This window comes from Ruegeria sp. HKCCD6119, from assembly GCF_013110585.1.
In the GTDB taxonomy this organism is placed as follows: domain Bacteria; phylum Pseudomonadota; class Alphaproteobacteria; order Rhodobacterales; family Rhodobacteraceae; genus Ruegeria.
Window position 1 is genome coordinate 507,174 of the sequence record NZ_WVQV01000001.1, and the last position, 26,265, is coordinate 533,438.

At 59.6% G+C, this 26,265-nt stretch carries 29 protein-coding genes and 1 tRNA gene; 13 read left to right on the forward strand and 17 right to left on the reverse strand.

The annotated features are described in order from the left end of the window. Window positions 1-73: 73 nt before the first annotated feature. A complete protein-coding gene (locus tag GS611_RS02555) occupies window positions 74-1,558 on the forward strand; it encodes an inorganic phosphate transporter (protein ID WP_171631841.1) in 1,485 nt (494 codons plus the stop codon). A gap of 15 nt (window positions 1,559-1,573) precedes the next feature. Here GS611_RS02555 and GS611_RS02560 read toward each other — a convergent pair whose 3' ends face one another. The 5 genes from GS611_RS02560 to GS611_RS02580 form a co-directional block, all read right to left on the reverse strand. Next, window positions 1,574-2,758, reverse strand: coding sequence for a VWA domain-containing protein (locus GS611_RS02560; protein WP_171631843.1), 1,185 nt, complete (start codon window positions 2,756-2,758; stop codon window positions 1,574-1,576). A 4-nt stretch (window positions 2,759-2,762) separates the two neighbouring features. Continuing rightward, a complete protein-coding gene (locus GS611_RS02565; protein ID WP_171630689.1) occupies window positions 2,763-2,960 on the reverse strand; it encodes a hypothetical protein in 198 nt (65 codons plus the stop codon). After that, on the reverse strand, window positions 2,941-4,308 hold the full coding sequence (locus GS611_RS02570; RefSeq protein WP_171631845.1) for a DUF2927 domain-containing protein: 1,368 nt from the start codon (window positions 4,306-4,308) through the stop codon (window positions 2,941-2,943). Before GS611_RS02570 ends, GS611_RS02565 begins: the two co-directional genes overlap by 20 nt. Continuing rightward, window positions 4,305-4,763, reverse strand: a complete 459-nt coding sequence (locus GS611_RS02575) for a GNAT family N-acetyltransferase (RefSeq protein ID WP_171631848.1) — start codon at window positions 4,761-4,763, stop codon at window positions 4,305-4,307. The genes GS611_RS02570 and GS611_RS02575 overlap by 4 nt, the downstream gene beginning before the upstream one ends. A 101-nt stretch (window positions 4,764-4,864) precedes the next feature. Beyond that, window positions 4,865-5,710, reverse strand: a complete 846-nt coding sequence (locus GS611_RS02580; protein WP_171631853.1) for a MoxR family ATPase — start codon at window positions 5,708-5,710, stop codon at window positions 4,865-4,867. A gap of 382 nt (window positions 5,711-6,092) precedes the next feature. On the opposite strand from GS611_RS02580, the gene dksA reads away from it, so the two are divergent. Both dksA and GS611_RS02590 read left to right on the forward strand, forming a co-directional pair. Continuing rightward, window positions 6,093-6,515, forward strand: coding sequence for an RNA polymerase-binding protein DksA (dksA, locus tag GS611_RS02585; protein WP_171167736.1), 423 nt, complete (start codon window positions 6,093-6,095; stop codon window positions 6,513-6,515). Between the two features lie 72 nt (window positions 6,516-6,587). After that, complete coding sequence (locus tag GS611_RS02590; RefSeq protein WP_171631856.1) at window positions 6,588-7,733, forward strand: FAD-dependent monooxygenase; 1,146 nt, start codon at window positions 6,588-6,590, stop codon at window positions 7,731-7,733. 4 nt (window positions 7,734-7,737) lie between these two features. Here GS611_RS02590 and xth read toward each other — a convergent pair whose 3' ends face one another. Continuing rightward, window positions 7,738-8,517: an exodeoxyribonuclease III gene (gene xth, locus GS611_RS02595; protein ID WP_171631859.1), complete on the reverse strand. Its 780-nt coding sequence runs from the start codon at window positions 8,515-8,517 to the stop codon at window positions 7,738-7,740. A gap of 278 nt (window positions 8,518-8,795) precedes the next feature. Continuing rightward, complete coding sequence (locus tag GS611_RS02600) at window positions 8,796-9,119, reverse strand: iron-sulfur cluster assembly accessory protein (protein WP_152458245.1); 324 nt, start codon at window positions 9,117-9,119, stop codon at window positions 8,796-8,798. A 76-nt stretch (window positions 9,120-9,195) separates the two neighbouring features. On the opposite strand from GS611_RS02600, the gene GS611_RS02605 reads away from it, so the two are divergent. Further along, window positions 9,196-10,335, forward strand: coding sequence for a deoxyguanosinetriphosphate triphosphohydrolase (locus tag GS611_RS02605; RefSeq protein WP_171631863.1), 1,140 nt, complete (start codon window positions 9,196-9,198; stop codon window positions 10,333-10,335). On the opposite strand, the gene GS611_RS02610 is transcribed toward GS611_RS02605, so the two are convergent. Next, window positions 10,336-10,887, reverse strand: a complete 552-nt coding sequence (locus tag GS611_RS02610) for a hypothetical protein (protein WP_171631866.1) — start codon at window positions 10,885-10,887, stop codon at window positions 10,336-10,338. Between the two features lie 133 nt (window positions 10,888-11,020). Here GS611_RS02610 and argS point away from each other — a divergent pair, with 133 nt between their 5' ends. From argS to GS611_RS02640, 6 genes are all read left to right on the forward strand, one after another. After that, window positions 11,021-12,766, forward strand: a complete 1,746-nt coding sequence (gene argS, locus GS611_RS02615; RefSeq protein WP_171631869.1) for an arginine--tRNA ligase — start codon at window positions 11,021-11,023, stop codon at window positions 12,764-12,766. A gap of 88 nt (window positions 12,767-12,854) precedes the next feature. Beyond that, on the forward strand, window positions 12,855-13,919 hold the full coding sequence (locus GS611_RS02620) for an SPOR domain-containing protein (protein ID WP_171631872.1): 1,065 nt from the start codon (window positions 12,855-12,857) through the stop codon (window positions 13,917-13,919). Continuing rightward, window positions 13,916-14,923, forward strand: coding sequence for a beta-N-acetylhexosaminidase (gene nagZ / locus GS611_RS02625; protein WP_171631875.1), 1,008 nt, complete (start codon window positions 13,916-13,918; stop codon window positions 14,921-14,923). The genes GS611_RS02620 and nagZ overlap by 4 nt, the downstream gene beginning before the upstream one ends. Continuing rightward, window positions 14,913-15,707, forward strand: a complete 795-nt coding sequence (locus GS611_RS02630; protein ID WP_171204907.1) for a ScpA family protein — start codon at window positions 14,913-14,915, stop codon at window positions 15,705-15,707. Before nagZ ends, GS611_RS02630 begins: the two co-directional genes overlap by 11 nt. Beyond that, the gene (scpB, locus tag GS611_RS02635) at window positions 15,700-16,350 is read left to right on the forward strand and encodes an SMC-Scp complex subunit ScpB (protein WP_171631878.1); all 651 of its coding nucleotides are present in this window, start codon (window positions 15,700-15,702) and stop codon (window positions 16,348-16,350) included. The genes GS611_RS02630 and scpB overlap by 8 nt, the downstream gene beginning before the upstream one ends. 65 nt (window positions 16,351-16,415) lie before the next feature. After that, complete coding sequence (locus tag GS611_RS02640; RefSeq protein WP_171631881.1) at window positions 16,416-16,631, forward strand: hypothetical protein; 216 nt, start codon at window positions 16,416-16,418, stop codon at window positions 16,629-16,631. Window positions 16,632-16,634: 3 nt separating this feature from the next. Here the strand turns inward: GS611_RS02640 and GS611_RS02645 are convergent, their stop codons facing one another. From GS611_RS02645 to GS611_RS02680, 8 genes are all read right to left on the reverse strand, one after another. Beyond that, the gene (locus GS611_RS02645; protein WP_171631884.1) at window positions 16,635-17,714 is read right to left on the reverse strand and encodes a 2'-deoxycytidine 5'-triphosphate deaminase; all 1,080 of its coding nucleotides are present in this window, start codon (window positions 17,712-17,714) and stop codon (window positions 16,635-16,637) included. A 61-nt stretch (window positions 17,715-17,775) separates the two neighbouring features. After that, window positions 17,776-17,852 (reverse strand) — tRNA-Pro (locus GS611_RS02650). Window positions 17,853-17,913: 61 nt separating this feature from the next. Continuing rightward, window positions 17,914-18,519, reverse strand: a complete 606-nt coding sequence (locus GS611_RS02655; protein WP_171631887.1) for a MerR family transcriptional regulator — start codon at window positions 18,517-18,519, stop codon at window positions 17,914-17,916. Between the two features lie 18 nt (window positions 18,520-18,537). Continuing rightward, a complete protein-coding gene (gene ihfA, locus GS611_RS02660; protein WP_152458234.1) occupies window positions 18,538-18,840 on the reverse strand; it encodes an integration host factor subunit alpha in 303 nt (100 codons plus the stop codon). Between the two features lie 96 nt (window positions 18,841-18,936). Beyond that, the gene (locus tag GS611_RS02665; protein ID WP_171631890.1) at window positions 18,937-19,908 is read right to left on the reverse strand and encodes a beta-ketoacyl-ACP synthase III; all 972 of its coding nucleotides are present in this window, start codon (window positions 19,906-19,908) and stop codon (window positions 18,937-18,939) included. Between the two features lie 21 nt (window positions 19,909-19,929). Next, window positions 19,930-21,018, reverse strand: a complete 1,089-nt coding sequence (gene plsX, locus GS611_RS02670; RefSeq protein ID WP_171631892.1) for a phosphate acyltransferase PlsX — start codon at window positions 21,016-21,018, stop codon at window positions 19,930-19,932. Between the two features lie 24 nt (window positions 21,019-21,042). Continuing rightward, window positions 21,043-21,249, reverse strand: coding sequence for a 50S ribosomal protein L32 (gene rpmF / locus GS611_RS02675; RefSeq protein ID WP_008756996.1), 207 nt, complete (start codon window positions 21,247-21,249; stop codon window positions 21,043-21,045). 205 nt (window positions 21,250-21,454) lie between these two features. Beyond that, a complete protein-coding gene (locus tag GS611_RS02680) occupies window positions 21,455-21,991 on the reverse strand; it encodes a DUF177 domain-containing protein (protein WP_171631895.1) in 537 nt (178 codons plus the stop codon). An 85-nt stretch (window positions 21,992-22,076) separates the two neighbouring features. On the opposite strand from GS611_RS02680, the gene GS611_RS02685 reads away from it, so the two are divergent. The 3 genes from GS611_RS02685 to GS611_RS02695 all read left to right on the forward strand — a co-directional run bounded on the left by GS611_RS02685 (window position 22,077) and on the right by GS611_RS02695 (window position 25,267). Then, entirely contained in the window at window positions 22,077-22,550 is a 474-nt protein-coding gene (locus GS611_RS02685) for an outer membrane protein assembly factor BamE (RefSeq protein WP_171631898.1), read from the forward strand. An 84-nt stretch (window positions 22,551-22,634) separates the two neighbouring features. Beyond that, entirely contained in the window at window positions 22,635-23,390 is a 756-nt protein-coding gene (locus GS611_RS02690) for a GNAT family N-acetyltransferase (RefSeq protein ID WP_171631900.1), read from the forward strand. A gap of 68 nt (window positions 23,391-23,458) precedes the next feature. Further along, on the forward strand, window positions 23,459-25,267 hold the full coding sequence (locus GS611_RS02695; RefSeq protein WP_253284945.1) for an ABC-F family ATP-binding cassette domain-containing protein: 1,809 nt from the start codon (window positions 23,459-23,461) through the stop codon (window positions 25,265-25,267). Between the two features lie 437 nt (window positions 25,268-25,704). On the opposite strand, the gene GS611_RS02700 is transcribed toward GS611_RS02695, so the two are convergent. After that, entirely contained in the window at window positions 25,705-26,259 is a 555-nt protein-coding gene (locus GS611_RS02700) for a sugar O-acetyltransferase (RefSeq protein ID WP_171631903.1), read from the reverse strand. Window positions 26,260-26,265: the final 6 nt, after the last annotated feature.

Consider the following 26,265-nt stretch of genomic DNA (forward strand, 5'->3'; position numbering starts at 1 on the left):
GATCTTGCGATATGAGCTGTTGATTATTTCAACGATCCCACTTAACCGACAGGGCGCTATCGATGGGGGACCCATGACCGACAAGAACTATGAAGCGCGTCACCTGGAAACACTCGACCGGGATTTGCGGCGCTTTTCGCGCCTCGAAATGGCGACCGCACAGGCTGGACGACCCTTTGTGGGCTCAGGGATCGCCCTGGCATTCATTGTCGTCGCAGGCCTTGTGGCCGCTTTCCTGTTCGGGCAGGGCAACAATTCACTTGTCGTCGTGATCGCGGCGATGTTCGGGGCCTATATGGCGCTGAATATCGGGGCCAATGACGTCGCCAACAACATGGGTCCCGCAGTGGGGGCGAATGCGCTGACGATGGGCGGTGCCATCGCGATTGCCGTTGTTTTTGAAAGTGCCGGGGCGCTCATTGCCGGGGGCGATGTCGTGTCGACCATCGCCAAGGGAATCATCGCGCCGGAAAGCATGGGAACGGCCGACGTCTTCATATGGGCGATGATGGCGGCGCTGCTGTCCTCGGCGCTTTGGGTCAATCTGGCGACTTGGATCGGCGCGCCGGTTTCCACCACGCATTCGGTCGTGGGCGGTGTAATGGGGGCAGGGATCGCCGCGGCTGGGTTCGGCGCCGTAAGCTGGGGCACCATGAGCAAGATCGCTGCCAGCTGGGTGATCTCGCCACTTCTGGGGGGCTTGGTCGCAGCCGGTTTCCTGTGGTTCATCAAGGCCAGGATCATCTATCAGGAAGACAAGATCGCCGCGGCCCGCAAATGGGTGCCGATGCTGGTCGGGATCATGGCGGGCGCCTTTGCATCTTATCTGGCGCTCAAGGGTCTCAAGAAAATCATCAAGATTGATCTCGGGACAGCGTTGCTGATCGGTGCGGCGTGTGGCGGGCTGATCTGGGCAGTGATGATCCCGGTGATCCGCCGCCAGTCCGAGGGGCTTGAAAACCGCAACAAGTCGCTGAAAATTCTGTTTGGAATTCCGCTGATCGTGTCTGCGGCACTGCTGAGTTTTGCGCATGGTGCAAATGACGTTGCCAACGCGGTGGGACCGTTGGCCGCGATTGTGCAGGCTTCTGCCTCGGGCGACTTCACTCATGCCGTCAGCATTCCCTATTGGGTCATGGTCATCGGTGCGTTCGGGATATCGTTCGGCCTGTTCCTGTTTGGTCCGAAACTGATCCGTATGGTCGGCAGCCAGATCACCAAGCTCAACCCGATGCGGGCCTATTGCGTTGCCCTGTCGGCCGCAATCACGGTGATCGTTGCAAGCTGGCTGGGCCTGCCTGTCAGTTCCACCCACATCGCGGTTGGCGCTGTCTTCGGTGTCGGGTTCTTTCGGGAATGGGATGCCGAGCGACGGCTGAGACGCGCCAGCCGGGCTTTCCCTGAACGCCCCCGCGTCGCGCCGGAAGAACGCCGCCGCCGCAAGCTGGTTCGCCGGTCGCATTTCCTGACCATCGTTGCTGCGTGGGTTATCACGGTTCCCGCCGCTGCAATGCTGGCAGCGATCCTGTTTCTTGGGATTCAGGTAATTGCCGGGTAAACTCTGGCGCTGACCTCAACGGGTCAGCGCTTTCATGCCCTGTTCCAGCCCGGCCAGGGTCATCGGCACCATGTGGCCTTCGAAGATCTCCTGAATCATGCTGATGGAGTGGGTGTATTCCCAATACTTCTCGGGCACGGGATTGATCCACAGGTTCGACGCCCATTGATCCCGCGCGCGTTGCAGCCAGACCTGCCCGGCCTCTGCGTTCCAATGCTCATTGGCGCCGCCGGGATAGGCGATCTCATACGGGCTCATCGAGGCGTCGCCGACGAAGATGCATTTGTAGTCGGGCCCATAGGTGCGAAACACTTCATGCGTGGGCGTCTGCTGGTCCCAGCGGCGGCGATTGTCACGCCAGACGCCCTCGTAAAGGCAATTGTGGAAATAAAAATATTCCAGATGCTTGAACTCGGACCGTGCGGCTGAAAACAGCTCTTCCACCACTTTGATATGCGGGTCCATTGATCCGCCAACGTCCAGAAACAGCAGAACCTTGACCGCGTTGTGACGTTCGGGTCGGGTTTTGACATCCAAATAGCCGTGCTCGGCCGTAGCGCGAATGGTGCCGTCCAGATCCAGTTCTTCCGCAGCACCTTCGCGCGCCCAGCGGCGCAGGCGTTTCAGGGCAACCTTGATGTTGCGGGTGCCCAGTTCAACCGTGTCGTCCAGGTTTCTGAATTCGCGCTTGTCCCAAACCTTGACCGCGCGCTGGTGGCGGCTTTCCTTTTGGCCGATGCGCACGCCTTCGGGATTGTAGCCATAGGCCCCGAAAGGAGAGGTCCCGGCCGTGCCGATCCACTTGTTGCCGCCCTGATGGCGGCCTTGTTGTTCCTTGAGACGCTCGCGCAGCGTTTCCATCAGCTTGTCGAAACCGCCAAGCGCCTCGATCTCGGCTTTTTCTTCATCAGACAGGTGCTTTTCGGCCATTTTGGCCAGCCAGTCGCCCGGGATGTCAACGGCTTCCAGAACCTGATCGAAGCTGATCTCGTTCAGTCCTTCGAAACTGGCGGCAAAGGCGCGGTCGAACTTGTCGATGTTGCGTTCGTCCTTCACCATCGACACGCGCGCGAGATAGTAGAACGCCTCGATATCATAGGTGGCCAGACCCTTTTTCATGCCTTCCAGAAAAGTCAGATACTCCCGCAGCGATACCGGGATGCCAGCTTTGCGAAGGTTTTCGAAAAAGGGCAGGAACATCGTGTCAGGCCACCAAACGCACCAGAATCAACGAGATCACCAGACCCACCAGCGCAAAGGCAATGCCGTATCCGGCGGCATATTGCGCCATGTCGGCCCGATTACCGCTGCGCTTTTTCGCGGTCAGGGCTCCCAAGGTTGCACCCAGTGCCGCCATTCCCAGAACTACCAACATATGTGCGTCATCCGTCTTTCGTGCCATCCGTATGTCTTCGACCGTTGTCCCGCGACAACGACTGGGCCACCAGATCCGAACCAAACCCGTACCGCGCCCATCCCAGGCTGTCCAGCCTGACGGCACGTGCCTGCTGTATCTGCCCCGCCTGTTTCAGCGCTTCTGATTTCAGCAACAGCAACGTGGCCAGCAAAGACGCATTTTCTGCCCGTGTCATGACATCGATGGCCCTGTTCAGCTCGGGCAGAACACTGGGTCCCTTTTCCTGTGCCAGCGCGAATGCCGCGGTTTGCGTGGTGACATAGGCCTGATGCACCTCTGTGCCGGGCGTGGCCTTCAGAAATTGCTGCGCAATCTGAAACTGGCGTTGGGCTTCGATGGGGTCCCGGAATTGTTCCATCCGGCCCATCAGGTAATGAGGATAGGCGCGGCGGTGATCCGTCCATCCCTGCTGCTGACCGATCCGTGCCGCCTTTCGGGCAGCGCGCAGCTGTCTGGGCGACCCCGCGCCCGGTCCCAGTGATTTCTGGATCGCGTCAATCCATTCGCGCGGTGTATCCGTAAAGGGTTGAACGGGCACCCTGTCCCCGCGCGGGTTCATCCGGCTCAGAACCCCCGGGATGACCGCGGCAACCTGATCGCGGGTCATGCCGGTGCGCAGTTCCGGCGCATAGGCAGCCCGCAGGATCAACATGTCGAACCCGGTCAGAACCGTATGGATATTGTCGTCGTTGAACACCGAATCCGGCAGGTGATACAGATCGTTCAGCGGACCAAGCGCTTGCGCCAGTTCTTCATGCAGGCAATCACGTATTTCCTGCGGACTGACGTCGTATGGGATGAAAATCCCAAGCCGTTCGCGTTTGTGCAGTTCTGTCCAGCTGCTTTTTATCTTTCGGCGGTCACGGCGATATTCTTCAAGGCTGGAGGCGTTGGGGACGACGAAACAGGCCGCGTTGGGCAGAATGCGCAGAATGTCTTTCTGGCTGACGGCTTCGATGGTGATATTCGCCTGGCCTTCGTCGATCTGTCGGATGTTGATTCCGGCTTCACGCCTCAGGCGGTTGAGCAACCGGGTCAGATCTTGCTGCATGCTTGCGGTCGGCGATCCGGCCAGGCGGACTGTGACCGGGGTCTCAAATCGCGTGAAAACGGGCAGGGCGGCGCCGCTTTCCAGTTCAAAATGCAGGGACAAGAAATCCGAGGCGATGTTCTTGTTCGATCGAGCAGGCGGCGAAGGTCGCGCCGTTGAAAAAGACTTGGCAGGTGGCAGGCTTGCTTCGATAACCGTGACCTGATCGGGCAGCTCGATCGTTTCAACCGTCGCGCAGCCAGCAACAACCAGTGCCAGAAAAAGGGCACTCAATCGCTTCATGAGCGGGCGTACTTGATGAACGGTGTCAGTGTGCCGATGCGATCATACAGTTTCCGCGCAGTGTGGTTAAAATCCTGGGTCAGCCAATAGACCGACGGCGCGCCCTGACGATCGGCCTCGTCATAGACCGCCTGGATCAAGGCCCGGCCAACGCCTGCCCCTCGTGCCTCGGGTCGCGCGAACAGGTCTTGCAGGTAGCAGACCTTTTCCACCTTCCAGGCGTGGCGATGAAACAGATAATGTGTTAACCCGACCAGGGCGCCATTCTGCTCGGCAACGAAACAGGAAAAATCCTGCGGGTCGTCGCCCAGCAGCCTGGAAAAGGTTGTTTCGTATACATCATCGGGCAGGGCGGTTTCATAAAATGCCAGATAGTCCCGCCACATGTCGGCCCATTGGCTTTTGTCCTCGGCACGCAGGGTGCGGATTGTCAGTGCGTTCGCCACGCGAGTCATCCAATTCTGTGGGCGGCGAAGCTCTGTTTCGCCAGATGGGCCGATGCTGGCATCCGGGCCGCCGCAAGGCAACCCATGATCACCGTCTGGTCACCGTCCGGCTATCGTTTGCCGCGTGCCATAAAGGCCAGACGTTCGAACAGATGCACATCCTGTTCATTCTTCAGCAACGCGCCATGCAGTTTCGGAAGCGCATCTGTGCCGCCGCGTTTGAGGTCTTCGGCGCTCAGGTCCTCGGCCAGCAGCAGCTTCAGCCAATCCAGCACTTCCGATGTTGACGGCTTTTTCTTGAGCCCCTGCGTCTCGCGGATTTCATAGAACTGGGTCAGGGCGGTGGTCAGCAGCGCATCCTTGATGCCGGGGTGATGAACCTCGACGATGCGGCGCATCGTGGCCTCGTCCGGGAAGCGGATGTAGTGGAAGAAGCAGCGGCGCAGAAACGCGTCCGGCAATTCCTTTTCATTGTTCGAGGTGATGATGACGATCGGGCGGTTTTTGGCCCGGATGGTTTCCCCTGTCTCGTAGACATGGAACTCCATCTTGTCGAGTTCCTGCAAAAGGTCGTTTGGAAACTCGATATCCGCCTTGTCGATCTCATCGATCAGCAGAACGACCTTTTCGTCGGCCTCGAAGGCCTGCCACAGCTTGCCCTTGCGGATATAGTTCGTCACGTCATGCACACGTTCCTCACCCAACTGGCTGTCCCGCAGGCGGCTGACCGCGTCATATTCATACAGGCCCTGCTGCGCGCGGGTGGTGGATTTCACGTTCCATTCAATCATCCTCAGCCCCAGCGCGCCGGCCACCTGTTTGGCAAGTTCTGTCTTGCCGGTGCCGGGTTCGCCCTTGACCAGCAATGGGCGTTCAAGTGTGACGGCGGCGTTCACGGCAATCGTCAGATCGTCAGTGGCGACATATTCGGCTGTACCTTGAAAGCGTGCGGTCATGGGCTTCTCGTGTGGTTTTTCGTGATCCGTGGGCAGGTTGTGTTGTCCGGGTTACAGACGGTCAATGATTTTGACAACCCGCGTCCCTGCGTCGGTTGAGGCGATTTTTGCAGGAACTCCAAGCCCTTTTGGTTGATTCGTGCGCGCGAATGTACCCTGCCAATTGACACCTGCCTCAAAAAGGCCTGCTAAATTTCATAGAAAAACAGGGTTTTGTTGTTGTTTGTCTCATATTTAGACAAAACGGCACGAGGGCGGGCTGAAGCAACGTTTGTGTAGTGACAATCCCACGCCCGTCGGCTAAACGCTGCGCAGAAGGGGGTGCCAAATGTCAGGTGAAACATCCGCGACCGACGTTTCTGGCCATACCGAGGGAGCAAATATGAAACAGGAAGTTTTTCTGCCGGAGGATTACCGCCCGGCCGAAGATGAACCTTTCATGAATGAACGTCAGCTTGAATATTTCCGCCGCAAGCTGTTGGATTGGAAGAATGAGCTTTTGGCGGGCAGCCGCGATACGATCGAAGGGCTGCAGGACAACACCCGAAACATCCCGGATGTCGCAGACCGCGCGAGCGAGGAGACCGATCGCGCTCTGGAGCTGCGGACACGCGACCGCCAGCGCAAGCTGGTTGCCAAGATCGACGCAGCCCTGCGCCGGATCGAAGAGGGTGAATACGGCTACTGCGAAAAGACCGGCGATCCGATTTCGCTGAAACGCCTGGATGCACGTCCGATTGCAACCATGACGCTGGAGGCGCAAGAGCGCCACGAGCGCCGCGAAAAGGTCCACCGCGACGATTGATCGCCGGGTGAAACTGGAAAATTTCGAACGCCGGGGCCTGTGGCTCTGGCGTTTTTGCGTTATGCGGGGGGCATGAAGATCAATCGGTTGAATTTCTGTGTAATTGGTGGCGGCATCGGCGGTCTGGCGGCTGCGTTGGCGCTGCGGCAACACGGGGCGCAGATCACCCTGCTAGAGCAAGCCCCGGCATTAACCGAGGTTGGCGCCGGTCTGCAGATCAGTGAAAACGGGTTGTGCGTGTTGCGCGCGCTTGGGGTGGCGGATCTGTCTGCGGGCCAGAAGTCGCACGGTACGATCTTGCGCGATTACCGCAAAGGCCGCGTTGTCAGCCGGCTGCCCGGTCCTTCGGCTGGCCCGACCTATTACTTTCACCGCGCCGATCTGTTGAATCTGCTGCACTCTGCGGCCCGCAAGGCCGGCGTGGATGTCCGTCTGGGGGCCAAGGTTTCCAACGTGCACAAACACCCCAACGAAGCCGAAATTCTGTTGGCGAGCGGCGAACGGCTGCGCGCCGAATGCGTCATCGCCGCCGACGGTGGCCGAAGCGCGATTCGCCCGGCTCTGAACGGGCCCGAGACACCAGAGTTCACGCACCAGGTCGCCTGGCGCGCGACCATTCCCTGGCGACTGGATTCAGGCGTGGTGACGGCATCCCTGACCATGGGGCCGGGTCGGCATGTCGTAACCTATCCTTTGCGCGATCAAAGCATGATGAACATCGTTGCGGTCGAGGAACGCTCGGACTGGAGGGAAGAGGGATGGAAGCTGAACGGCGATCCGGATGAATTGCGCGCACGTTTTTCAGGGTTCGGCGGTCCGGTAGGTGAGATTCTGTCAAAGGTCTCGGATGTGAATCTGTGGGCCCTGTTCCTGCGCCCGGTCGCAGAAAAATGGCAAAACGGTCGTTTGGCATTGCTGGGGGACGCGGCGCATCCGACCTTGCCGTTCATGGCGCAAGGCGCCTGCTTGGCGTTGGAAGATGCCTGGGTGCTCGCACGATCTTTCGACGAACACTCGGGCGTCACCAGCGCGCTTGCCGCCTACGAGAAAACGCGGCGACCAAGGGCAGAAAGCGTGGTTGCCGTTGCCGGGTCGAACGCACGCAATTTCCACCTGTCAGGCCCCGCCCGTTTGGCGGCCCAATGTGCGCTTATGGCCATCGGACGGAAATTGTCACGCCGCTACGAATGGATATACAGCTACGACGTCACGGCCTGAACCGCTAAATATCAAGATCGACCCAGACAGGCACGTGATCCGAGGGTTTTTCATGCCCGCGCACGGCGGCATCAATCTGGCAATCCCGCATTAGATCTGCCGCTTGCGGGGTCAGCAGAAAGTGATCGATCCGAATTCCGTCGTTCCGGTTCCAGGCCCCGGCCTGGTAGTCCCAGAATGAATAGTGCCCCGCGCTTTGGGTGGTGGCCCGGAACGCTTCGGTGAAGCCCAGATTCAGGATCTTGCGAAACGCGGTGCGGCTTTCGGGGCGGAACAATGCGTCTTCGCGCCATGCTTCGGGGCGTTTGGCGTCCTCCACCTGCGGGATGATGTTGTAATCCCCCGCCATCAACGCAGGTTCTTCGGTTGCCAGCAAATCACGGGCACGGTGATAAAGCCGCTCCATCCATGCCAGTTTGTAATCGTATTTCGGGCCGGGCGCCGGATTGCCATTGGGCAGGTACAATCCACAGATCCGAAGAGCCTTTTTACCAACGACGGTGGCTTCTATCCAACGGGCCTGCTCATCCGCGTCATCGCCGGGAAGGCCGCGGGATACATCCTCGAGGGGAAGCTTCGACAAGATTGCAACGCCGTTGAAGCTTTTTTGTCCATGGGTTTCCACGTTGAACCCACGCTCTTCGAATATCTCGCGCGGGAAGTTTTCATCGACCGACTTGATCTCTTGCAACAGCACAACGTCCGGCTGCGCTTCGTCCAGCCAACGGGGCAGGGCTTCGACCCGCGCTTTGATGCCGTTGATGTTGAACGTGGCGATTTTCATGCGCGATCCTCCGAAGACTTGGTGCAACCTATCGCGCAGAACGGGCCCAACGGCAAGGCGGAGATCGTATTTGCGAGGCTCTGCCTCGCGCTCCTGGATATTTTTGGCCAGATGAAGAAACGGATTATTAACCGAATTTCTTCAAGCTGAAGTGGCGGTACAGGCGGGGACGCCGATGACAGCGCCAAGTGAAGCCCTCTGGTCTTTCGGTCAGAGGGCGGACTCCTGCTTCATCTGGCTGAAAATATCCTGGGGGTGTGGGGGCAAAGCCCCCACGGTTACATCGAAAAAGATGTGCCACAACCACAGGAAGAGGTGGCGTTGGGGTTGTCGATTACAAATCGCGCACCGATCAGTTCCTGGGTGAAGTCGATAACCGCGTTTTCCAGGAAGGGCAGCGAAATGGCGTCGACAATGACTTTTTGCCCTTTGCCTTCAAGGACCAGATCATCTTCTTTCGGCGTATCCAAAGCGATTTCGTATTGAAACCCCGAGCAACCGCCGCCTTCCACTGCGACGCGCAGTGCCTGACCCTGATCCGCCGCGCCGATTTCTGCGAGGCGTTCAAAGGCGCGATCCGTGACTGTTGGGGGCAGATTCATGCCGGTCTCCAAAGGTTTCCTTCCGTTACGCCATACAATATAGAAAGTGCAAGGACAGGCGACAAGGACGGGCCATTTGGACAGAGCTAGTTTTGCCTCGGATCCGGACCGCACCAGGGGACGGCTCGTAGCCGAGGAGGAAAGCAGTTTCCGATCATGCTTTCAGCGCGACCGGGACAGGATCATTCACGCCAGTGCCTTTCGGCGCCTCAAACACAAGACGCAAGTTTTCGTTGAGCATGAGGGCGATAGCTACCGCACCCGCCTGACCCATTCCATCGAGGTGGCGCAGGTGGCCCGGACCATTGCCGGTGCTCTGGGCCTGAACCCAGAGCTGACCGAAGCCGTGGCCCTGGCGCATGATCTGGGGCACACGCCCTTTGGACATACCGGCGAGGACGCGTTGCACGCGTTGATGAAACCCTTTGGTGGTTTTGATCACAACGCGCAGGCCATTCGGATCGTCACAAAGCTGGAGCGCCACTATGCAGAATTCGATGGGTGCAACCTGACCTGGGAATGTCTGGAAGGAATAGCCAAGCACAATGGCCCGGTTGAGGGCGATCTGCCCTGGGCATTGGCCGAGTGCAATCAGGAATTCGATCTTGAACTGCACACCCATGCCAGCGCGGAAGCGCAAGTTGCGGCCCTTTCTGATGACATAGCGTACAACAATCACGATCTTCTGGACGGATTGCGCGCAGGCTTGTTCACGGATGACGATTTGCAGGACCTGCCGATTGTCGGGGTGTGTTACGCCGAGGTGGATGCCAGATACCCAGGGCTGGATTCCTATCGCCGGCGTCACGAAGCGCTAAGGCGGGTTTTCGGGGTCATGGTGGGGGATGTCATCAACACTTCGAACGATCTCATTGCCGTTTCTGGCGCGCAGTCCGTCGAAGAAATCCGACATCTTGGGTATCCTGTCATCCAGTTCTCGGATGAGGTTTGGGCGCAACTGCGTGAAATCCGGGCGTTTCTGTTCACACGTATGTATCGCGCACCCAGGGTGATGTCAGTGCGGGCAGAGGTGGCAAAGATCGTGGAAGATCTGTTTCCGATCTACATGAACGATCCCAGGCAAATGCCTGTGCGCTGGCACGATGACATTGAAGCTGCCAGGGACGACACAGCCTTGGCCCGCATTGTTTCCGATTACATTGCGGGCATGACCGACCGATTTGCCTTGCAGGACCATGCGCGGCTGACGGGCTGATCACTCCACGGCTATGTAAGCGATGGCCCAGACTTGCTGAGCCGCTTGTCTCGCAGACTGATCGGCGTTCTTTGTCGGTGGGAACACGATCATTGTCGGGCCATAGCCTCCGATCCCCATCGGTGCGCCATCAGCATGCGTTGCAACGATCGGTTTGTGCGTTGCGATACTGTCCCACTCGATTTCAGCCTGATACCCATCCAGCGCCATGGGAAAAGCGGTTTTCCCCTCGGCCCCCGCCAGTGTCATGACGTCTGCCAAAAGCGGGCCCGAAAACCTGTAATCCCGCTCATTGCCCGGAGGACCATAGGGGATTGTGATCTCGAACTGCTCCAGCCCGTCCAGCATGGCTGCGTCAAACCCTGCCGCGCCGTCATGCGTGACCTCCAGATAGCCCAGCAGACCGCCGTCATTCTCACCTCGCGCAGGCAGGTTTGTTTCACTGACCGTGCCGCCCAGCGTCAGCAGCACATGGCCTTTGGGCTGTGGCAGGTCGGCCAGCGCAGGCAAGGCGGTGGACAAAAGCAAGGCAAAGGACAAGGCGCGGTGCATCAACGGTCTCCGGTAGCGGCGTACAGGCCCAAGATTAGCGAGATGTTTCGCCAAACCAAGCTTAAACATTAGGCGTCCATTGACCTTGCCGGTTTGCGTGGTAAACCCCGCGACAAGCAAAAGGACATCCGAAATGAACCTGTTTTCCGAGATCCGCGGCCTTGTACTGGACGCGCTGGCGCAGATGCAGTCCGAAGGCGCATTGCCCGAGGGGCTGAGCTTTGACAACGTGGCGGTCGAGCCGCCGCGCGATGCGGCCCATGGGGACATGGCAACCAACGCCGCGATGGTGCTGGCGAAACTAGCCAGGATGAAGCCGCGCGACATTGCGGATGTTCTGGCCGGGAAACTGGCGGCGGATGACCGGATCACAAGCGCAGAAGTGGCAGGGCCCGGTTTCCTGAACCTGCGTCTTGCGCCGTCCGTTTGGCAAGGTGTGTTGGCGGCGGTTCTGGAAAAAGGCATCGATTTCGGGCGCTCGACCATGGGGCAGGGGCAGAAGGTCAATGTCGAATATGTCTCGGCCAACCCGACCGGTCCGCTGCATGTCGGGCACACACGCGGCGCGGTGTTCGGGGATGCGTTGGCAAGCCTGCTGGCCTATTCGGGCCATGACGTGACCCGTGAATACTATATCAACGACGGCGGCGCGCAGGTGGATGTGCTGGCGCGGTCGGCCTACGAACGTTATCGCGAGGCCAATGGCCTCAGCCCCGAGATTGCCGAAGGGCTGTATCCCGGCGACTATCTGATCCCGATCGGCGAGGCGCTGAAAGAGAAATATGGCGACAGCCTGATCGACAAGCCGGAAAGCGAATGGCTGGAAGAGCTGCGCGAGTTTTCGACCGACGCGATGATGGACCTGATCCGCGCCGACCTGAAGGCGCTGGGCGTCGAGATGGATGTGTTCTTCTCGGAGAAATCGCTCTATGGCACGGGCCGGATCGAGGCCGCGCTGCAATCGCTGACCGAAAAGGGCCTGATCTATGAAGGCGTGCTGGAGCCGCCCAAGGGCAAAAAGCCCGAAGATTGGGAGCCGCGCGAACAGACCTTGTTCAAATCCACCGAACATGGTGATGACGTCGACCGCCCGGTCAAGAAGTCGGATGGCAGCTGGACCTATTTCGCCCCCGATATCGCCTATCACTATGACAAGGTGAGCCGTGGCTTTGACGCGTTGATCGACGTGTTCGGGGCGGATCATGGCGGCTATGTCAAGCGGATGAAGGCGGCCGTGTCGGCCTTGTCCGATGGCAATGTGCCGCTGGATATCAAGCTGACGCAGTTGGTGAAACTGTGGAAAAATGGCGAACCGTTCAAGATGTCGAAACGGGCCGGGAACTTTGTCACCCTGCGGGATGTGGTCGATCAGGTTGGTCCCGACGTGACCCGTTTCGTGATGCTGACCCGCAAGAACGACGCGCCGCTGGATTTCGATTTCGACAAGGTATTGGAACAGAGCCGCGAGAACCCCGTGTTCTACGTTCAATACGCCCATGCCCGGGTGATGAGCGTGCTGCGCCGTGCCGCCGAGGCGGGGATCGACGCCACCGACGACACCTTGCGAGGGGCCGATCTGGCGTCGCTGGACCACCCCGCCGAACTGACGGTTGCCAAGAAGCTGGCGGAATGGCCACGCCTGGTCGAGATCGCTGCGCGGACCAACGAACCGCACCGCGTCGCCTTCTATCTGTATGAACTTGCAGGGGATTTTCACGCTCTGTGGAACAAGGGCAATGATGAAACCCAGTTGCGTTTCATTCAGGATGGCGATGTTGCCACAAGCCAGTCGAAAATTGCGCTGGCCAGGGCCGTTTCTGTTGTGATTTCAGCGGGCTTGGGTATTCTTGGCGTCACCCCGGCGCAGGAGATGCGGTAACAAATATCGCCCGAACCGCCGGTACGAGGTAGGCAAGAAATGACCCGCGCGCCTTATTTTCGGGCGCGAAGCGGGCAGTGAGGCGGACATGGCGAGTTACGATTTCTCGGGGCACCAAAGCCCCGGGCAGAATGATTACCCGAATCAAGCGCATTTCGAGGATGCGTATGACTATCCCGACGAGATGCAGGATTACGACGCGCCGCGCGGCGCGTTCGGACTGGGGCGGGCGGTCAATTTCCTGGGGGCTGTCGCATCGTTGGCACTGGTCGCCGGCGTCGGTATCTGGGGATACAAGCTTGTCATGCGGGATGTCAGCGGCGTGCCGGTCGTGCGTGCGGCCGAAGGGCCGATGCGGGTGCAGCCCGAAAACCCGGGCGGAACACCGGCCGATCATCAGGGCTTGGCCGTCAATGCCGTGGCCGCCAAGGGCAGTGCTGCCGCCCCGGCGGATCGTCTGATCCTTGCGCCGCGGCCGGTCTCGTTGACGGATGAAGACGTACCTGCCGCTGATCTGAAGCCGACACCGGCGCTGCATGTCGTGGAAAAGCCGATTTCAACCCAGGAAGCCGCCCGATTGCGCCAGAACGCAGTGGATGCGCTGGTTGCGGAATTGGCTGGTGAAGCAGCCAAAACGCAGCAAAACGCTGAGGATGGCGTGCAGGTGGCATCGCTGACCACCCCCGAGGAAGAACCCGCAATTGACCCGGCCGATTTCGCAGCCGCCTTGCCGGACCCGGCCATTGCCGCGCTGCCGGGCGTGCGCCGGTCCTTGCGCCCCTTGACCCGCCCGGCACGCGCCTCACGCAGCCGGGTGTCGCCAAGTGAGAAATCCGAAGACGCTATCAATGCTGCGGTGAAGGCTGCGGTTGGGTTGGATGTTGATCCTGATACGCTGGCGAAAGGCACGCGTCTGGCGCAGCTTGGGGCCTATGACAGCGTTCAGGTGGCGCAAACGGAATGGGATCGCCTGAACGGGAAGTTCAGCGAATATATGGCCGGAAAACAGCGCGTTATCCAGAAGACCTCAAGCGGTGGGCGCACCTTTTACCGCCTGCGCGTGCTGGGCTTTGAAGACCTGAGCGACTCGCGCCAGTTTTGTGCCGCGCTTGTTGCGCAAGGGGCTGATTGTATCCCGGTGGCCGTCAGGTGAAGTACGGTGCCGCGATCACCGATGCAGAGGGCCTGCGCCTGACGCAAAAGGAAAAAGACTTGTTTCGGCAAATGAACCCGTTCGGGTTCATTCTTTTTGCCCGCAACATCGACCACGCGGATCAGGTGCGCGCCTTGTGTGATGATTTCCGCGAGGCTGTCGGGCGCAATTGCCCGATCACCATCGATCAGGAAGGTGGCCGCGTGCAGCGCCTGCGGGCGCCGCTGGCCCGCGAATGGCTGCCTCCGTTGGATCACGTGGCCAATGCCGCCGAGCAGGCCGAGCGCGCCATGTATCTGAGGTACCGCCTGATTGCCGATGAATTGTTTGGTCTGGGCATCGACAGCAACTGTGCGCCCATGGTGGATGTCGCGCGTCCCGAGACGCACAAGTTTCTGAAGAACCGCTGTTATGACGCTGATCCTGAACGCGTTTCCAGAATTGGCAAAGCCGTGGCGCAGGGTCATCTGGATGGCGGTGTGTTGCCGGTGCTCAAACACATTCCGGGCCATGGACGTGCCACGTTGGACAGCCACCATGACTTGCCGCATGTGGATCTGCCCCTGGATGAGCTTGAGCGCAGCGATTTCGTGCCGTTCCGGGCCTTAAACGACCTGCCGATGGGGATGACTGCGCATTTGGTCTATGGCCGGATTGACCCGCAACCTGCCACAATCTCGGCAACCATGATGGATGTGATCCGCGACAGGATTGGCTTCGGCGGGCTGATCATGACCGATGACATCGGGATGAAGGCGCTCAGCGGAACGCCCGCTGAGGTGTCACGGCAAGCCATAAGCGCGGGCTGTGACGTAGTTCTACACTGCAACGGAAGCTTTGCCGAGCGCGCCGAGGTGCTGGAAGCTGCCGGGGAAATGTCCGATGTGGCACAGGCCCGCGCAGAACGGGCGCTGGCGATGCGCAAAGCTCCGCAGGAACTTGACATCCCTGCCGCCGAGGCGGAACTATCTGCCCTAATGGGCGGGCAGGTATATGAACGATAATCTTTTCAGCGAAGACCCTGTCTCGGTCGCAGATCGTCTTGCGGCCGAAGCGCTGATCGTTGATGTCGATGGGTTCGAAGGCCCGCTGGACGTTCTTCTGACCCTGTCGCGCACGCAGAAGGTCGACCTTCGGAAAATCTCGGTTCTGGCGCTGGCGCAGCAATACCTTGCCTTTGTCGAAAAGGCGCGGGCGCTGCGGATCGAACTGGCCGCCGACTATCTGGTGATGGCGGCCTGGCTGGCCTTTTTGAAATCCCGCCTGCTGTTGCCGCCAGATCCGGATGACGAAGGACCATCGGGTGAGGAACTGGCCGCACATCTGGCGTTTCAGTTGGAACGTTTGCAGGCGATGCGCGATGCGGCTGCGCGGTTGATGGCGCGCGATCAGCTGGGGCGGGATTTCTTCAAACGCGGGCAGGGCGAAGATATCACCCGGATCCGCACCGTCACCTATTCCGCCACGCTGCTGGATCTGATGCAGGGCTATGCTCGCATCCGCACCCGTGATGAATTCCGCCCGTTTGTGATGGACCGCGATTCGGTATTCACCATGGAACAGGCGCTGGAACGGATGCGCCCGCTGATCGGGTTTGCCGGGACATGGACCGACATGGAAACTTACCTGCCCGACGGCTGGGATTCCGACCCGGTACGGCGCAGGTCGGCAACGGCGGCGACCTTTGCGGCCTCGTTGGAACTGGTGAAAGAAGGACATATGGAAATCAAGCAGAGCGAGACATTCGCTCCGATCCAATTGCGCAAGAGGACCGAAACACGTGACTGATGCCCCTGAAGAGACCGGTACGCTGTTCGAGGCGCCTCCGCTGGCAGAGCAGGAGCGTATGGTCGAAGCCGTTCTGTTCGCCAGCGCCGAGCCGGTGACGATTGCGGATCTTGAGGCGCGGATGCCCCATGGCAGCGACGCGGCGCAAGCGGTTGAATTGCTTCAGAAACGGTATGAGGGGCGTGGCGTGCGCGTTGTGCGTGTAGGGGATGCCTGGGCCATCCGCACGGCCCCCGATCTGGGCTTTCTGATGCAGAAGGAAACGGTCGAGACGCGCAAACTCAGCCGCGCTGCGATCGAAACTCTGGCCATCGTGGCCTATCACCAACCCTGCACACGGGCCGAGATCGAGGAAATCCGGGGCGTGTCGGTCTCGCGCGGGACCATCGATCAGTTGCTTGAGATGGAGTGGATCAAGCTGGGCCGCCGCCGCATGACGCCGGGTCGTCCGGTGACGTTTGTGGTGACGCCTGAGTTTCTGGATCATTTTGGCCTGGAGAACGCGCGAGACCTGCCAGGCCTGAAAGAACTGCGCGCCGCGGGATTGTTGGAGAATCGGCCTCCTCCGGGTGCGATCCCTTTGGGCGAAGGGCGCGAGGACGAAGTTGATGAAGACCAGAGCGAGTTGTTCGAAGAAGATTGATCGAACAGCCCTTTTGTTGCCGCATAAAGCGTCTATCTTTGTGCGTGCGGACGCGGAGTTGAGCGATGAATGCAAACCGGATCATCGACATGATTGTGCGCCAGGTCATGCGCCGTCTGGTCAACAAAGGTGTGAACAAGGGTATCGATCTGGCCAGCGGAAAGGGCGGCGGATCCGGCACATCGAATGGGCCCGGAAAAACCAGTGCACCGCGACATGCGCAGAACCTCAGGCACGCACAGCGCGTGACCCGTCAAATGCGCCGGTTCATGAAGTTCTAGGGGTCAGCTTGCGGCTTTGAAGTGCTTTGACAGTTTCAGGCCCTGACCCTGATAGTTCGAGGCAATGCCCGCACCATAAAGCTGCGTCGGCATTTCAGCCATTTTCTCATAGACCAGACGTCCGACGACCTGTCCGTGTTCCAGCACGAATGGCGCTTCGTGGCAGCGCACCTCAAGCACGCCACGGGAACCGGCCCCCCCGGCAGCGGCATGGCCAAAACCGGGATCGAAGAACCCTGCATAGTGCACTCTGAACTCACCAACCATCGCCAGATAGGGCGCCATTTCAGCCGCGAACATCGGTGGTATGTGCACCGCCTCGCGGCTGACAAGGATATAGAACGCGCCGGGGTCCAGGATGATGCAACCATCTTTGGTGCGCACCTCTTCCCAATAGTCCTGCGGATCGTATTCACCGATTCGATCCAGATCGATCACCCCGGTATGAGGTTTGGCGCGATAGCCCACCAGATCGGTCTCGGGCAGTTGCAGGTCGACCGAAAAGCCCAGACCGTCCTGAATGACGGCAGGTCCGTCTACAAGCGGAGATTCGGTATGCAAGGACCTCAGTTCCGCATCGGACAACACGGCCTGACCCTGGCGGAAACGAATCTGATTCAGACGCATCCCGGGACGAACCAGAACCGAGAACGAGCGCGGGCAGATTTCGGCATAAAGTGGGCCTGTGTAACCTGCGGGCACGCGGTCGAACTCGGTGCCGCCATCAGTGATCGTCCGCGTCAGAAGGTCCAGCCGCCCGGTCGAGCTTTTGGCGTTGGCCACGGCGCTCATGCTGTCGGGCAGGGCAAGCGATTCCATCAGGGGCACCAGATAGACGCAGCCCTTTTCCAGAACCGCGCCATCCGAGATATCGATGCGGTGCATCTCAAACTCGGTCAAGCGATCCGTGACAGTCCGGCCTTCGCCCGCAAGAAACGAGGCGCGTACACGGTAAGCCACTGTTCCCAGTCGTAAATCAAGGCTGGCAGGTTGAATCTGGGCAGGCAGAACCTCTGGGTCGGCGGTGATCTCACCGCGCGCGATCATCGCCTCTAGCTGTTGGTTTGGGCAAACACCTGTCATCTCGATCCCCCCTGGTGCCAGAGCGGGATCTGGCCTGTATGCCATAAACGTCGGTGTAATTTGGTCGGGCTAGCAGGACTCGAACCTGCGACCTTCCGTCCCCCAGACGGACGCGCTACCAGGCTGCGCCATAGCCCGACGTTGGGGTGTTCATAAAGATTTTCCCGGCAGGGGCAAGAGGAAATCAATGCCTTTTGTCCTAACCCGTCGCCTGTGTTTCAACCCGGTCCAGCCAGCGGCGCAGATCTTTTGCAATCGGTGCGATGCGCCGCAGCAGGTCGTCATCAAAATCTGTCTGTTTCCACGCAAGCGACGCGATTCCACCCATCAAGGGCGCGGCATCCAGTTCGGGCTCTGGCTCCGGCTGTGACGCGTCAGAGGCGCGTGTGTTTGTCTGCGCATCGTCCTTACCGGTTGGCTGGATCGGGTCGCGCAGATCCATGCGAATCTGTTCCGTGGCGGCGGCGGGCTTTGGTTCGAACGGCACCACGGTGTCCTGGGCAGGCGCAATCGGGGCTGGGCCGGGATCGTCCAGGGAAGGGGACAGCGCCGCGACATGTGCGACGCCTTGTTCGCGCAGGATACGCTGGACACCTTTGATCGTGATTCCGTCCTCGTGGAGCAGTTTTTTGATCCCGCCCAAAAGACGCATATCATTTGGGCGATAATATCTGCGCCCACCTGCGCGTTTGACGGGCTTTACCTGCGTGAACCGGCTTTCCCAGAAACGCAGAACATGAGCCTGAACACCGAGCCAGTCTGCAACTTCGCTTATGGTGCGAAAGGCATCGGGGGACTTACTCATAACCTGGACGTCCTGAACTTACTTGCGGTTCCCGGCTGCGACGCGATCTTTCATCAGATGCGACGGGCGGAAAGTCAGCACACGGCGCGGCTGAATCGGGACTTCTTCGCCGGTTTTGGGGTTGCGACCGACACGGGCAGTCTTGTCGCGAACACTGAATGTGCCGAAAGACGAGATCTTCACCTGTTCACCACGCACCAAGGCGTCGGACATGTGGTTCAGAACGCTTTCAACCAGCTGCGCACTTTCGTTCCGTGACAGACCTACCTCACGAAAGACGGCTTCGCTCAGGTCCATTCGAGTCAGTGTTTTGTCGCCCATGCTAATTCCCCTGTTGCTATTGAAGCATATGGGTATGGCAAATTCGCTGTCAATATCAATGAATTGCGGGCGGCTGTGTAAGCCGGTTTGCGCCGGTTACCAGCGCAGAACCACTGCGCCCCAGGCCAGACCGCCGCCAATGGCTTCGGTCACGATCAGATCACCCGGCTTGATCTGTCCGCGCTGCTTGCCCACGGACAGGGCCAATGGGATGGATGCGGCCGAGGTGTTTCCGTGATCCTGAACGGTCACAACCACGTTTTCCATCGGCAGGTTCATTTTTTTGGCGGTGCCCTGAATGATGCGGATGTTGGCCTGATGCGGCACGATCCAATCCACGTCGGAATTGCCCAGCCCCGCTCGTTCCAACGCTGTTTCCGCTGTTTTTGTCAGCTTTTCAACGGCATGGCGGAAAACCTGATTGCCCTGCATACGCAGATGTCCGGTGGATTGTGTCGAAACGCCGCCATCGACATAGAGAAGATCCTTGTAGCGCCCGTCCGAATTCAGGTCGGTTGCCAGAATACCGCGGTCCTCGGCGGTGCCTTTGCCATCTTGGGCCTCCAGCACCACTGCACCGGCGCCATCGCCAAAAAGAACACAGGTGGACCGATCGGTCCAATCCATGATCCGTGAGAAAGTCTCGGCCCCGATCACCAGCACGCGTTTGGCCTGACCTGAAACAATCAACGCATTTGCGTTGGACAGTGCAAAAACGAATCCGGCGCAAACAGCCTGCACGTCAAAGGCAAAACCCTTGGTCATGCCCAGCCGTGCCTGAACCATGGTGGCGGCCGAAGGAAAGGTCAGATCCGCCGTTGAAGTCGCCAGTACGATTGCGTCAATATCATCCGCCGTCAGGCCTGCGTCGGCCAGCGCAGCTTGGGCGGCATTGGTGGCCAGATCGGATGTCGTCTCGTCCTCGGCTGCAAAATGGCGGCGTTCGATCCCCGAGCGGGTCTTTATCCATTCGTCGGTTGTGTCCAGGGTTTTTTCAAACTCGGAATTGGGGACAACGCGCTCAGGCAAATAATGCCCGACACCTACTACAACTGAACGGCCTGCCATTTTCCGGTACTGCCTTTTTTGTTATTTATCTGTTTGCGGCGCTGATTGCGCGGCATCTTGTGCAAGCTGGGCAGTGGATGCAACCCGCGCAGCCAATTTTTCGGAAAAGCCGGACTGCGCCAAAGTGAAGGCCAGTTTGATTGCAGCTGACACGCCTGTCGCGTCAGCGCCGCCGTGGGATTTCACCACGGTGCCGTTCAGCCCCAGAAACACACCACCATTCACGCGTCGCGGGTCGATCCGTTTCTTCAAACGGTTCAGCGACGTGATAGCCAGAATCGAGGCCAATCGGGATAGCGGGGAGTATTTGAACGCTTGCCGCAGCAGGTCGCCGATCAGGCTTGCCGTACCTTCGCCGGTCTTGATCGCGACGTTGCCGGTAAAGCCATCGGTTACAATGACATCCGCCTTGTCACCGGGGATGTCGCTGCCTTCGACGAAACCCACGAAATCGAAATTCGCCTGTTCCGCGAAGCCCGCGATCATCGAGTGCGCCTCTTTCAGTTCGGCGCGTCCCTTGTGTTCTTCAGTTCCGACATTCAGCAGCCCGATCCGAGGGCGGTTCAGGGCCAAACCGTTGCGCGCGTAAGAGGCGCCCATCAGGGCGTATTGCAGCAAATCCTTGGCGTCGGCGCGCACATCTGCGCCGACATCCAGCATCACGTTGAACCCCTGAGGGTTGCGCGAGGGCCACAGTATCGCGATGGCCGGTCGGTTCACGCCCGGCAGTTTGCGCAGGCGCATCATCGACAGGGCCATCAGCGCACCGGTATTGCCGCAGGACACCGCGCCATGGGCTTCGCCCTGGCGTACCGCTTCCAGCGTGGACCACATCGAGGTCTCTTTGCCGTTGCGCACGACCTGACTGGGTTTGTCCTCCATCGTGACCACGCCCGAGCAATCACGAAAAACGACGCGCCCCTCAAGGACACGCCGTTTGGCGACAAGCTTGCGCAATACCTGTTCGGGCCCGTGCAGCAAGAACCTGATGTTCGGGTTCTTGTCGGCCGATTTCGCAAGACCGGCAACAACGACAGAGGGACCTGCGTCCCCACCCATAGCGTCGACCGAGATGGTTATCCGTCCGGCGTGCGTGGGCTGTTCAGTCATGCCTTGGTCTGCGCTCGATCAGGCTTAGGCTGCGTCTTCGTCCAGATCGATTTCATCGGCCTGAGCGACGACTTCGCGATCATCATAGTGGCCGCAGGATGCGCAAACGTGGTGCGGGCGCTTCAGCTCGCCGCAGTTCGGGCATTCGTTCGGGTTTGCAGCAACCAGAGCGTCGTGTGCGCGGCGGTTGTTGCGACGCGACTTGGAAACTTTGTTCTGTTGGACGGCCATGGTCTCAACCTTTGTCTGACTGGGGGTCGCAGATTCGCTGCCGACCCGGGTTTCGTAGTTCGTTTATCGTGGTTTGACGCGCGTTTAGGCGACGGGCCCCGCAATGTCCAACCCTAAATCCGATGAGCGCGCGAAAATACTGCGATTCTCGGTATGTTCAAGCGATTTTTCTGACCGCCTGCTATGACAGGAAATCTGCGTTCTGTCACTCGTCTTTTTTGAGCGTATCGCGCAATCCTGCCAATCCGGCGAAAGGTTTGGCGTCTTCGTCGGTCATCGCCTGTTTTCCGGGTTCGGTATAGTCTGCCTGACCCAGTTCCGCACCCTCCTTGCGCGGGTATTGTGGCAGGGCCAGCGACAGCGCCTCGACCATCACCAATGCGGGGTCGATTTCCGGGCCCAAGGGCTCGGATTCGTCATCCTGCGGAATTTCGAACTCGGGTTCATCGGGGTCGGTCCAATCGGCCAGAAAGGTGCGATGCACGGGAATGTCGATCCGGGTCGTGACCGGCTCAAGCGTCACGACACAGGGTTGGATCACGGTTGCACCGAGTTTGCCGTTGAGAACCCAGTCGCGCTTGCCCTGTGCGCGAAGCTCGCCGGAAAAGCTGAGTTTGCGCAGCCCCAGCAGCCCCAGATCTTGCCTGATCTCATCCAATTCGGCGCTTGCGGGGCGCAGTTCAAAGGGTGTCGGGGCGTTCTGGGGCAGGTCAGCCACCCGAAATGATGTAACGTTGCCCATTCGTGAGCCTTTCTATGTGTTGAACCGTGGCAGCGGTTTCTGTAATCGGATAGAAGCCGCAAGAGGCCAAGGCAAGAGGGTGTGCATGTTGAAGGTAGTGAACCGGTTGAAACCAGCGACGAAATCGCTTGTGTTTGTTGCCTGTCTGGCTGCGGCCGGGGCCTGTACGCCGATCTACAAGAATCACGGCTATGTGCCTCCGGCCGAGGAACTGGCCGAAATCAAAGTGGGCGTGGATACGCGCGACAGCGTGGAAGAAGCCATCGGCGCACCGGGTGCGTCCGGGGTCGTGCGGGATACGGGCTATTACTATGTCCGCTCGCGGGTCCGCCATTACGGCCCGAAACGGCCCGAAGTGGTGGCGCGCGAACTGGTCGCCATCAGCTTTGATCAGCGTGGAGTGGTCAGAAACATCGAGCGTTTTGGCTTGGAAGACGGCATCGTGATTCCGCTGGAACGCCGTGTGACCGATTCCAACGTTCAGGACAAAGGCTTCCTGCGTCAGCTGTTGGGCAATATCGGCAACTTCAACCCGGCCAATATTCCTGGCGCCAACTGATCGCGGCGGAACCTTGCGTTGGTCACAAGGCGGTCACATGTCTTGTGTTAACGGTGTCGTGCCGACACTCGTGGGTCGGCACCCATGGAGGACGCGACCGTGGCGGCGGCAGTTATGTTAAGCAAGGGGCGCTATCGCGCCCGTCTGGCGGAATCGGCCGAGGATATCAGGGCCGCACAAAGCCTGCGGACATTGGCATTCGGCACCCGGCAACCGGACGTTGACGCTTTTGACGCGCAATGCAGCCATGTCCTGGTTGAAGATATGCGATCCGCCGGGCAGTTGGTCTGCTGCTTTCGGATGCTGACAATGGAACATGGCGGTGAAATCGGACGCAGCTATTCAGCACAGTTCTACGACCTGAGCTCGTTGGCAGGGTTCAGTGGCCGCATGGTCGAGATGGGCAGGTTTTGCGTTCATCCGGGCCTGAACGATCCTGACATTCTGCGTGTCGCCTGGGGTGCAATGACGTCCTATGTCGATCAACACAATGTTCAGATGCTGTTTGGATGTTCGTCCTTTGCCGGGACCGAAACCGGGCGATACCTTGATGCCTTTGCGATGCTCAAACATCGCCACCTGGCCCCGAAACGGTGGTTGCCGCGGGTCAAGGCTCCGGACGTGTTCCGCTTTGCCGCACGTCTGCGGCGCCGGCCGGATGCGAAAAAGGCCATGTCGCGCATGCCGCCCCTGTTGCGAACCTATCTGATGATGGGGGGGTGGGTGAGTGATCACGCGGTTGTGGATCGTCACATGAACACGTTGCATGTGTTTACCGGGCTTGAAATCGGGGCGATCCCGCCGGCCCGAAGACGCCTGTTTCGGGCATTGGCCGTTTAAGGTAAGTATTTCCGAAAAGGTGAAAACAGGGCGTTGACGCAGTGTGGCCGCCGGTTTAGCTGGCGGGCATGGCGAGAATTCCTTTGTTGCAGATGTCCGGCATATCCCTGACTTTCGGGGGCGAACCGGTGTTTTCCGAACTGGATCTGGTGGTACAGCCCGGAGACCGCGTGGCGCTGGTTGGGCGCAACGGATCGGGCAAATCCACGCTGATGAAAGTGATGGCCGGCCTGGTCGAGGCTGACCGCGGTGAAATTGTCGTGCCGCCCGGAAAATCCGTGGGCTATATGGAGCAGGACCCGACGATGGAGGGCTTTGCCACCCTGGGCAACTATGCGTCGAGCGGTTTGGAGCCGGGGGAGCTCTACAAGGTTGAACGGGCGGGTGCGGGGCTGAAATTCGATCCTGCGCGCGCCGTTGAGACTGCTTCGGGCGGTGAAAGGCGGCGGGCGGCATTGGCCAAGCTAATGGCCGAGGCACCGGACCTGATGCTGCTGGACGAACCGACCAACCATCTGGATATCGAAGCCATCGCGTGGCTGGAGCGCGAGCTTGGCTCGACACGTGCAGCGTTTGTGCTGATCTCGCACGACCGGGCCTTTTTACGGGCACTGACGCGGGCGACACTTTGGATTGATCGGGGCGCTGTCCGACGGCAGGAGCAAGGTTTTGACGCGTTCGAAGCTTGGCGGGACAAGATCTGGGAAGAAGAAGACCAGCAGCGTCACAAGCTGAACCGTCTGATCAAGTCCGAGGCCAAATGGGCGGTTGAGGGCATTAGCGCCCGACGCAAACGCAATCAGGGCCGGGTGCGGGCCCTACAGGCGCTGCGGGCCGAAAAGGCGGCACAGATCAAGCGTCAGGGCTCCGCTGCGATGACGCTGGAGGCCGGGCCAAAATCGGGCCGCAAGGTGATCGAGGCCAAAGGGCTGGCCAAAGGGTTCGGCGACAAGCAGATCGTTCGGAATTTTGATCTTCTGGTGCAGCGCGGTGATCGTGTGGCCTTTGTCGGGCCGAATGGGGTCGGCAAGACGACCTTGCTGAAGATGCTTCTGGGGCAGGTGGAGCCGGACGAAGGTTCGGTGTCGCTGGGTACCAATCTTGAGGTCGCGGTGTTCGATCAGACCCGCGCGCAACTGGACCCCGAGATGAGCTTGTGGGACAGCCTGACCGGCGACCCGGATATGCGGGTTTCCGGCAAGGCCGATCAGGTGATGGTTGGCGGGCAGCCCAAACATGTCGTGGGCTATCTCAAGGAATTCCTGTTTGACGAGCGGCAGGCAAGGGCGGCTGTCAAATCCTTGTCGGGTGGGGAAAAGGCTCGGTTGCTGCTGGCCAAGTTGATGGCGAAATCTTCCAATCTTCTGGTGCTGGACGAACCGACCAACGATCTGGATGTCGAAACGCTGGATCTATTGCAGGAACTGCTGGACGACTACGACGGAACGGTTCTGCTGGTCAGCCACGACCGGGATTTTCTGGACCGCGTTGCAACGACGACCATCGCGATGGAAGGCAACGGGCGGGCGACCGTCTATGCCGGCGGCTGGTCCGACTATATTGCGCAGCGGGGCGAAGTTTCCGTGAAAAAAGACATCAAGACAAAGCTTTCCAAGCCGAAGGTGAAGCAGGAAGCAAAAGCCAGATCGGGATTATCCTTTTCCCAGAAGCACCGTCTGGAAAAGCTGCCGGCCGAGATTGAACGGCTGGAGGCCGAGATTGCAAAGCTCGAAGAACTGATGTCCGACCCCGAGCTGTTTACCCGCGAGCCGGTCAAGTTCCAGAAAGCGTCCGAGGCGCTTGTCGAACGGCAAGACAAGTTGTCGGCGGCCGAAGAGGAATGGCTGACACTGGAAGAGAAAGCCCAGGCTGAGTAGACGCCAACTGCGCGCGCCTTATCAGGCGGCGTGGAAAAGCTTCTGAAAAACCGGAGTTCGCCTGCTGCTTCGGTTTTGCCGGGGACAGGATCAGCGGATCCGCGTCAATTCGTTCAGCTTGGTTTGGCTGCGACCCCGTCGAGTATATTTATGCAAGTGGCGAGATGAAGCGCGTTCAAAAGCGTCTGCGACGGTTCGCGGCTGTTCCAAATTGCATGGAAGGCAACGACACCGGGTTATGTCGCAACCACATGCGGGTCGTTTTGTGTGCATTCTTCTTCGGCGTAGGCGATGTCTCTTTCGAGTTCGGCGCAGTCGAAATCCACCTTGCCCGGGCGCCCTTCCTTGGGGACACGTTGACCCGGCGCGGCCTGATCAAAAAAAACAGGCGCTACGCCCCGCGAACAAGGCCCTGGTGGATTGGCGGAAGAGCAGGGTTATCGGCGGGCGCGTATCGGCCGGGCAGGGTTGCCAACCACGGTCTCGCCGGCGGGAACGTCTTTTGTCACCACGCTGCCCGCTCCGATGATGGCATGGTTGCCGATCGTAACGCCCGGCATGATGATCGCGGCCCCGCCGATCCAGACGTTGTCGCCGACCCTGACAGGGTGGGCAACTTCGAGGCCTTGAGCGCGCAAGGCAGGATCTTTCGCGTGTTCGGCGCAATAGATCTGCACCGCAGGTCCAAGCATCGTGTCATTCCCAATCGTCACCGGCGCGGTGTCGAGCACGACACAGCCTGCGTTGAAAAACACGCGGTCTCCCAACGACAGGTTTATTCCGTAGGCACAGTGAAACGGAGCCTCGAGAAAGCTATCCTGACCAAAGCCCGCGAACAGGGCTGCCAGTTCCGGCGCGATGGCCCCACGGGCATCCGGCGGGCATGTGTTATGGGCATGAACGGCCCGGCGCGCTTCGGCGCGGAGCGCATCCAGTTCCGGGTCAAGGCAGCAATACCATTCACCCGCTTCCATTTTCTGCCGCTCGGTCATGAGCCC

Coding starts and splice junctions, on each gene's coding strand:
- GS611_RS02570 (WP_171631845.1), bottom strand. CDS start 4,308: ATGAAGCGATTGAGTGCCCTTTTTCTGGCACTGGTTGTTGCTGGCTGC.
- GS611_RS02680 (WP_171631895.1), bottom strand. CDS start 21,991: ATGGGCAACGTTACATCATTTCGGGTGGCTGACCTGCCCCAGAACGCC.
- GS611_RS02575 (WP_171631848.1), bottom strand. CDS start 4,763: ATGACTCGCGTGGCGAACGCACTGACAATCCGCACCCTGCGTGCCGAG.
- argS (WP_171631869.1), top strand. CDS start 11,021: ATGAACCTGTTTTCCGAGATCCGCGGCCTTGTACTGGACGCGCTGGCG.
- plsX (WP_171631892.1), bottom strand. CDS start 21,018: ATGACTGAACAGCCCACGCACGCCGGACGGATAACCATCTCGGTCGAC.
- GS611_RS02630 (WP_171204907.1), top strand. CDS start 14,913: ATGAACGATAATCTTTTCAGCGAAGACCCTGTCTCGGTCGCAGATCGT.
- GS611_RS02600 (WP_152458245.1), bottom strand. CDS start 9,119: ATGAATCTGCCCCCAACAGTCACGGATCGCGCCTTTGAACGCCTCGCA.
- GS611_RS02665 (WP_171631890.1), bottom strand. CDS start 19,908: ATGGCAGGCCGTTCAGTTGTAGTAGGTGTCGGGCATTATTTGCCTGAG.
- GS611_RS02580 (WP_171631853.1), bottom strand. CDS start 5,710: ATGACCGCACGCTTTCAAGGTACAGCCGAATATGTCGCCACTGACGAT.
- GS611_RS02690 (WP_171631900.1), top strand. CDS start 22,635: ATGGAGGACGCGACCGTGGCGGCGGCAGTTATGTTAAGCAAGGGGCGC.
- rpmF (WP_008756996.1), bottom strand. CDS start 21,249: ATGGCCGTCCAACAGAACAAAGTTTCCAAGTCGCGTCGCAACAACCGC.
- GS611_RS02700 (WP_171631903.1), bottom strand. CDS start 26,259: ATGACCGAGCGGCAGAAAATGGAAGCGGGTGAATGGTATTGCTGCCTT.
- GS611_RS02685 (WP_171631898.1), top strand. CDS start 22,077: ATGTTGAAGGTAGTGAACCGGTTGAAACCAGCGACGAAATCGCTTGTG.
- GS611_RS02560 (WP_171631843.1), bottom strand. CDS start 2,758: ATGTTCCTGCCCTTTTTCGAAAACCTTCGCAAAGCTGGCATCCCGGTA.
- GS611_RS02555 (WP_171631841.1), top strand. CDS start 74: ATGACCGACAAGAACTATGAAGCGCGTCACCTGGAAACACTCGACCGG.
- GS611_RS02620 (WP_171631872.1), top strand. CDS start 12,855: ATGGCGAGTTACGATTTCTCGGGGCACCAAAGCCCCGGGCAGAATGAT.
- dksA (WP_171167736.1), top strand. CDS start 6,093: ATGAAACAGGAAGTTTTTCTGCCGGAGGATTACCGCCCGGCCGAAGAT.
- GS611_RS02655 (WP_171631887.1), bottom strand. CDS start 18,519: ATGAGTAAGTCCCCCGATGCCTTTCGCACCATAAGCGAAGTTGCAGAC.
- GS611_RS02645 (WP_171631884.1), bottom strand. CDS start 17,714: ATGACAGGTGTTTGCCCAAACCAACAGCTAGAGGCGATGATCGCGCGC.
- GS611_RS02695 (WP_253284945.1), top strand. CDS start 23,459: ATGGCGAGAATTCCTTTGTTGCAGATGTCCGGCATATCCCTGACTTTC.
- GS611_RS02640 (WP_171631881.1), top strand. CDS start 16,416: ATGAATGCAAACCGGATCATCGACATGATTGTGCGCCAGGTCATGCGC.
- GS611_RS02590 (WP_171631856.1), top strand. CDS start 6,588: ATGAAGATCAATCGGTTGAATTTCTGTGTAATTGGTGGCGGCATCGGC.
- GS611_RS02610 (WP_171631866.1), bottom strand. CDS start 10,887: ATGCACCGCGCCTTGTCCTTTGCCTTGCTTTTGTCCACCGCCTTGCCT.
- ihfA (WP_152458234.1), bottom strand. CDS start 18,840: ATGGGCGACAAAACACTGACTCGAATGGACCTGAGCGAAGCCGTCTTT.
- GS611_RS02565 (WP_171630689.1), bottom strand. CDS start 2,960: ATGGCACGAAAGACGGATGACGCACATATGTTGGTAGTTCTGGGAATG.
- xth (WP_171631859.1), bottom strand. CDS start 8,517: ATGAAAATCGCCACGTTCAACATCAACGGCATCAAAGCGCGGGTCGAA.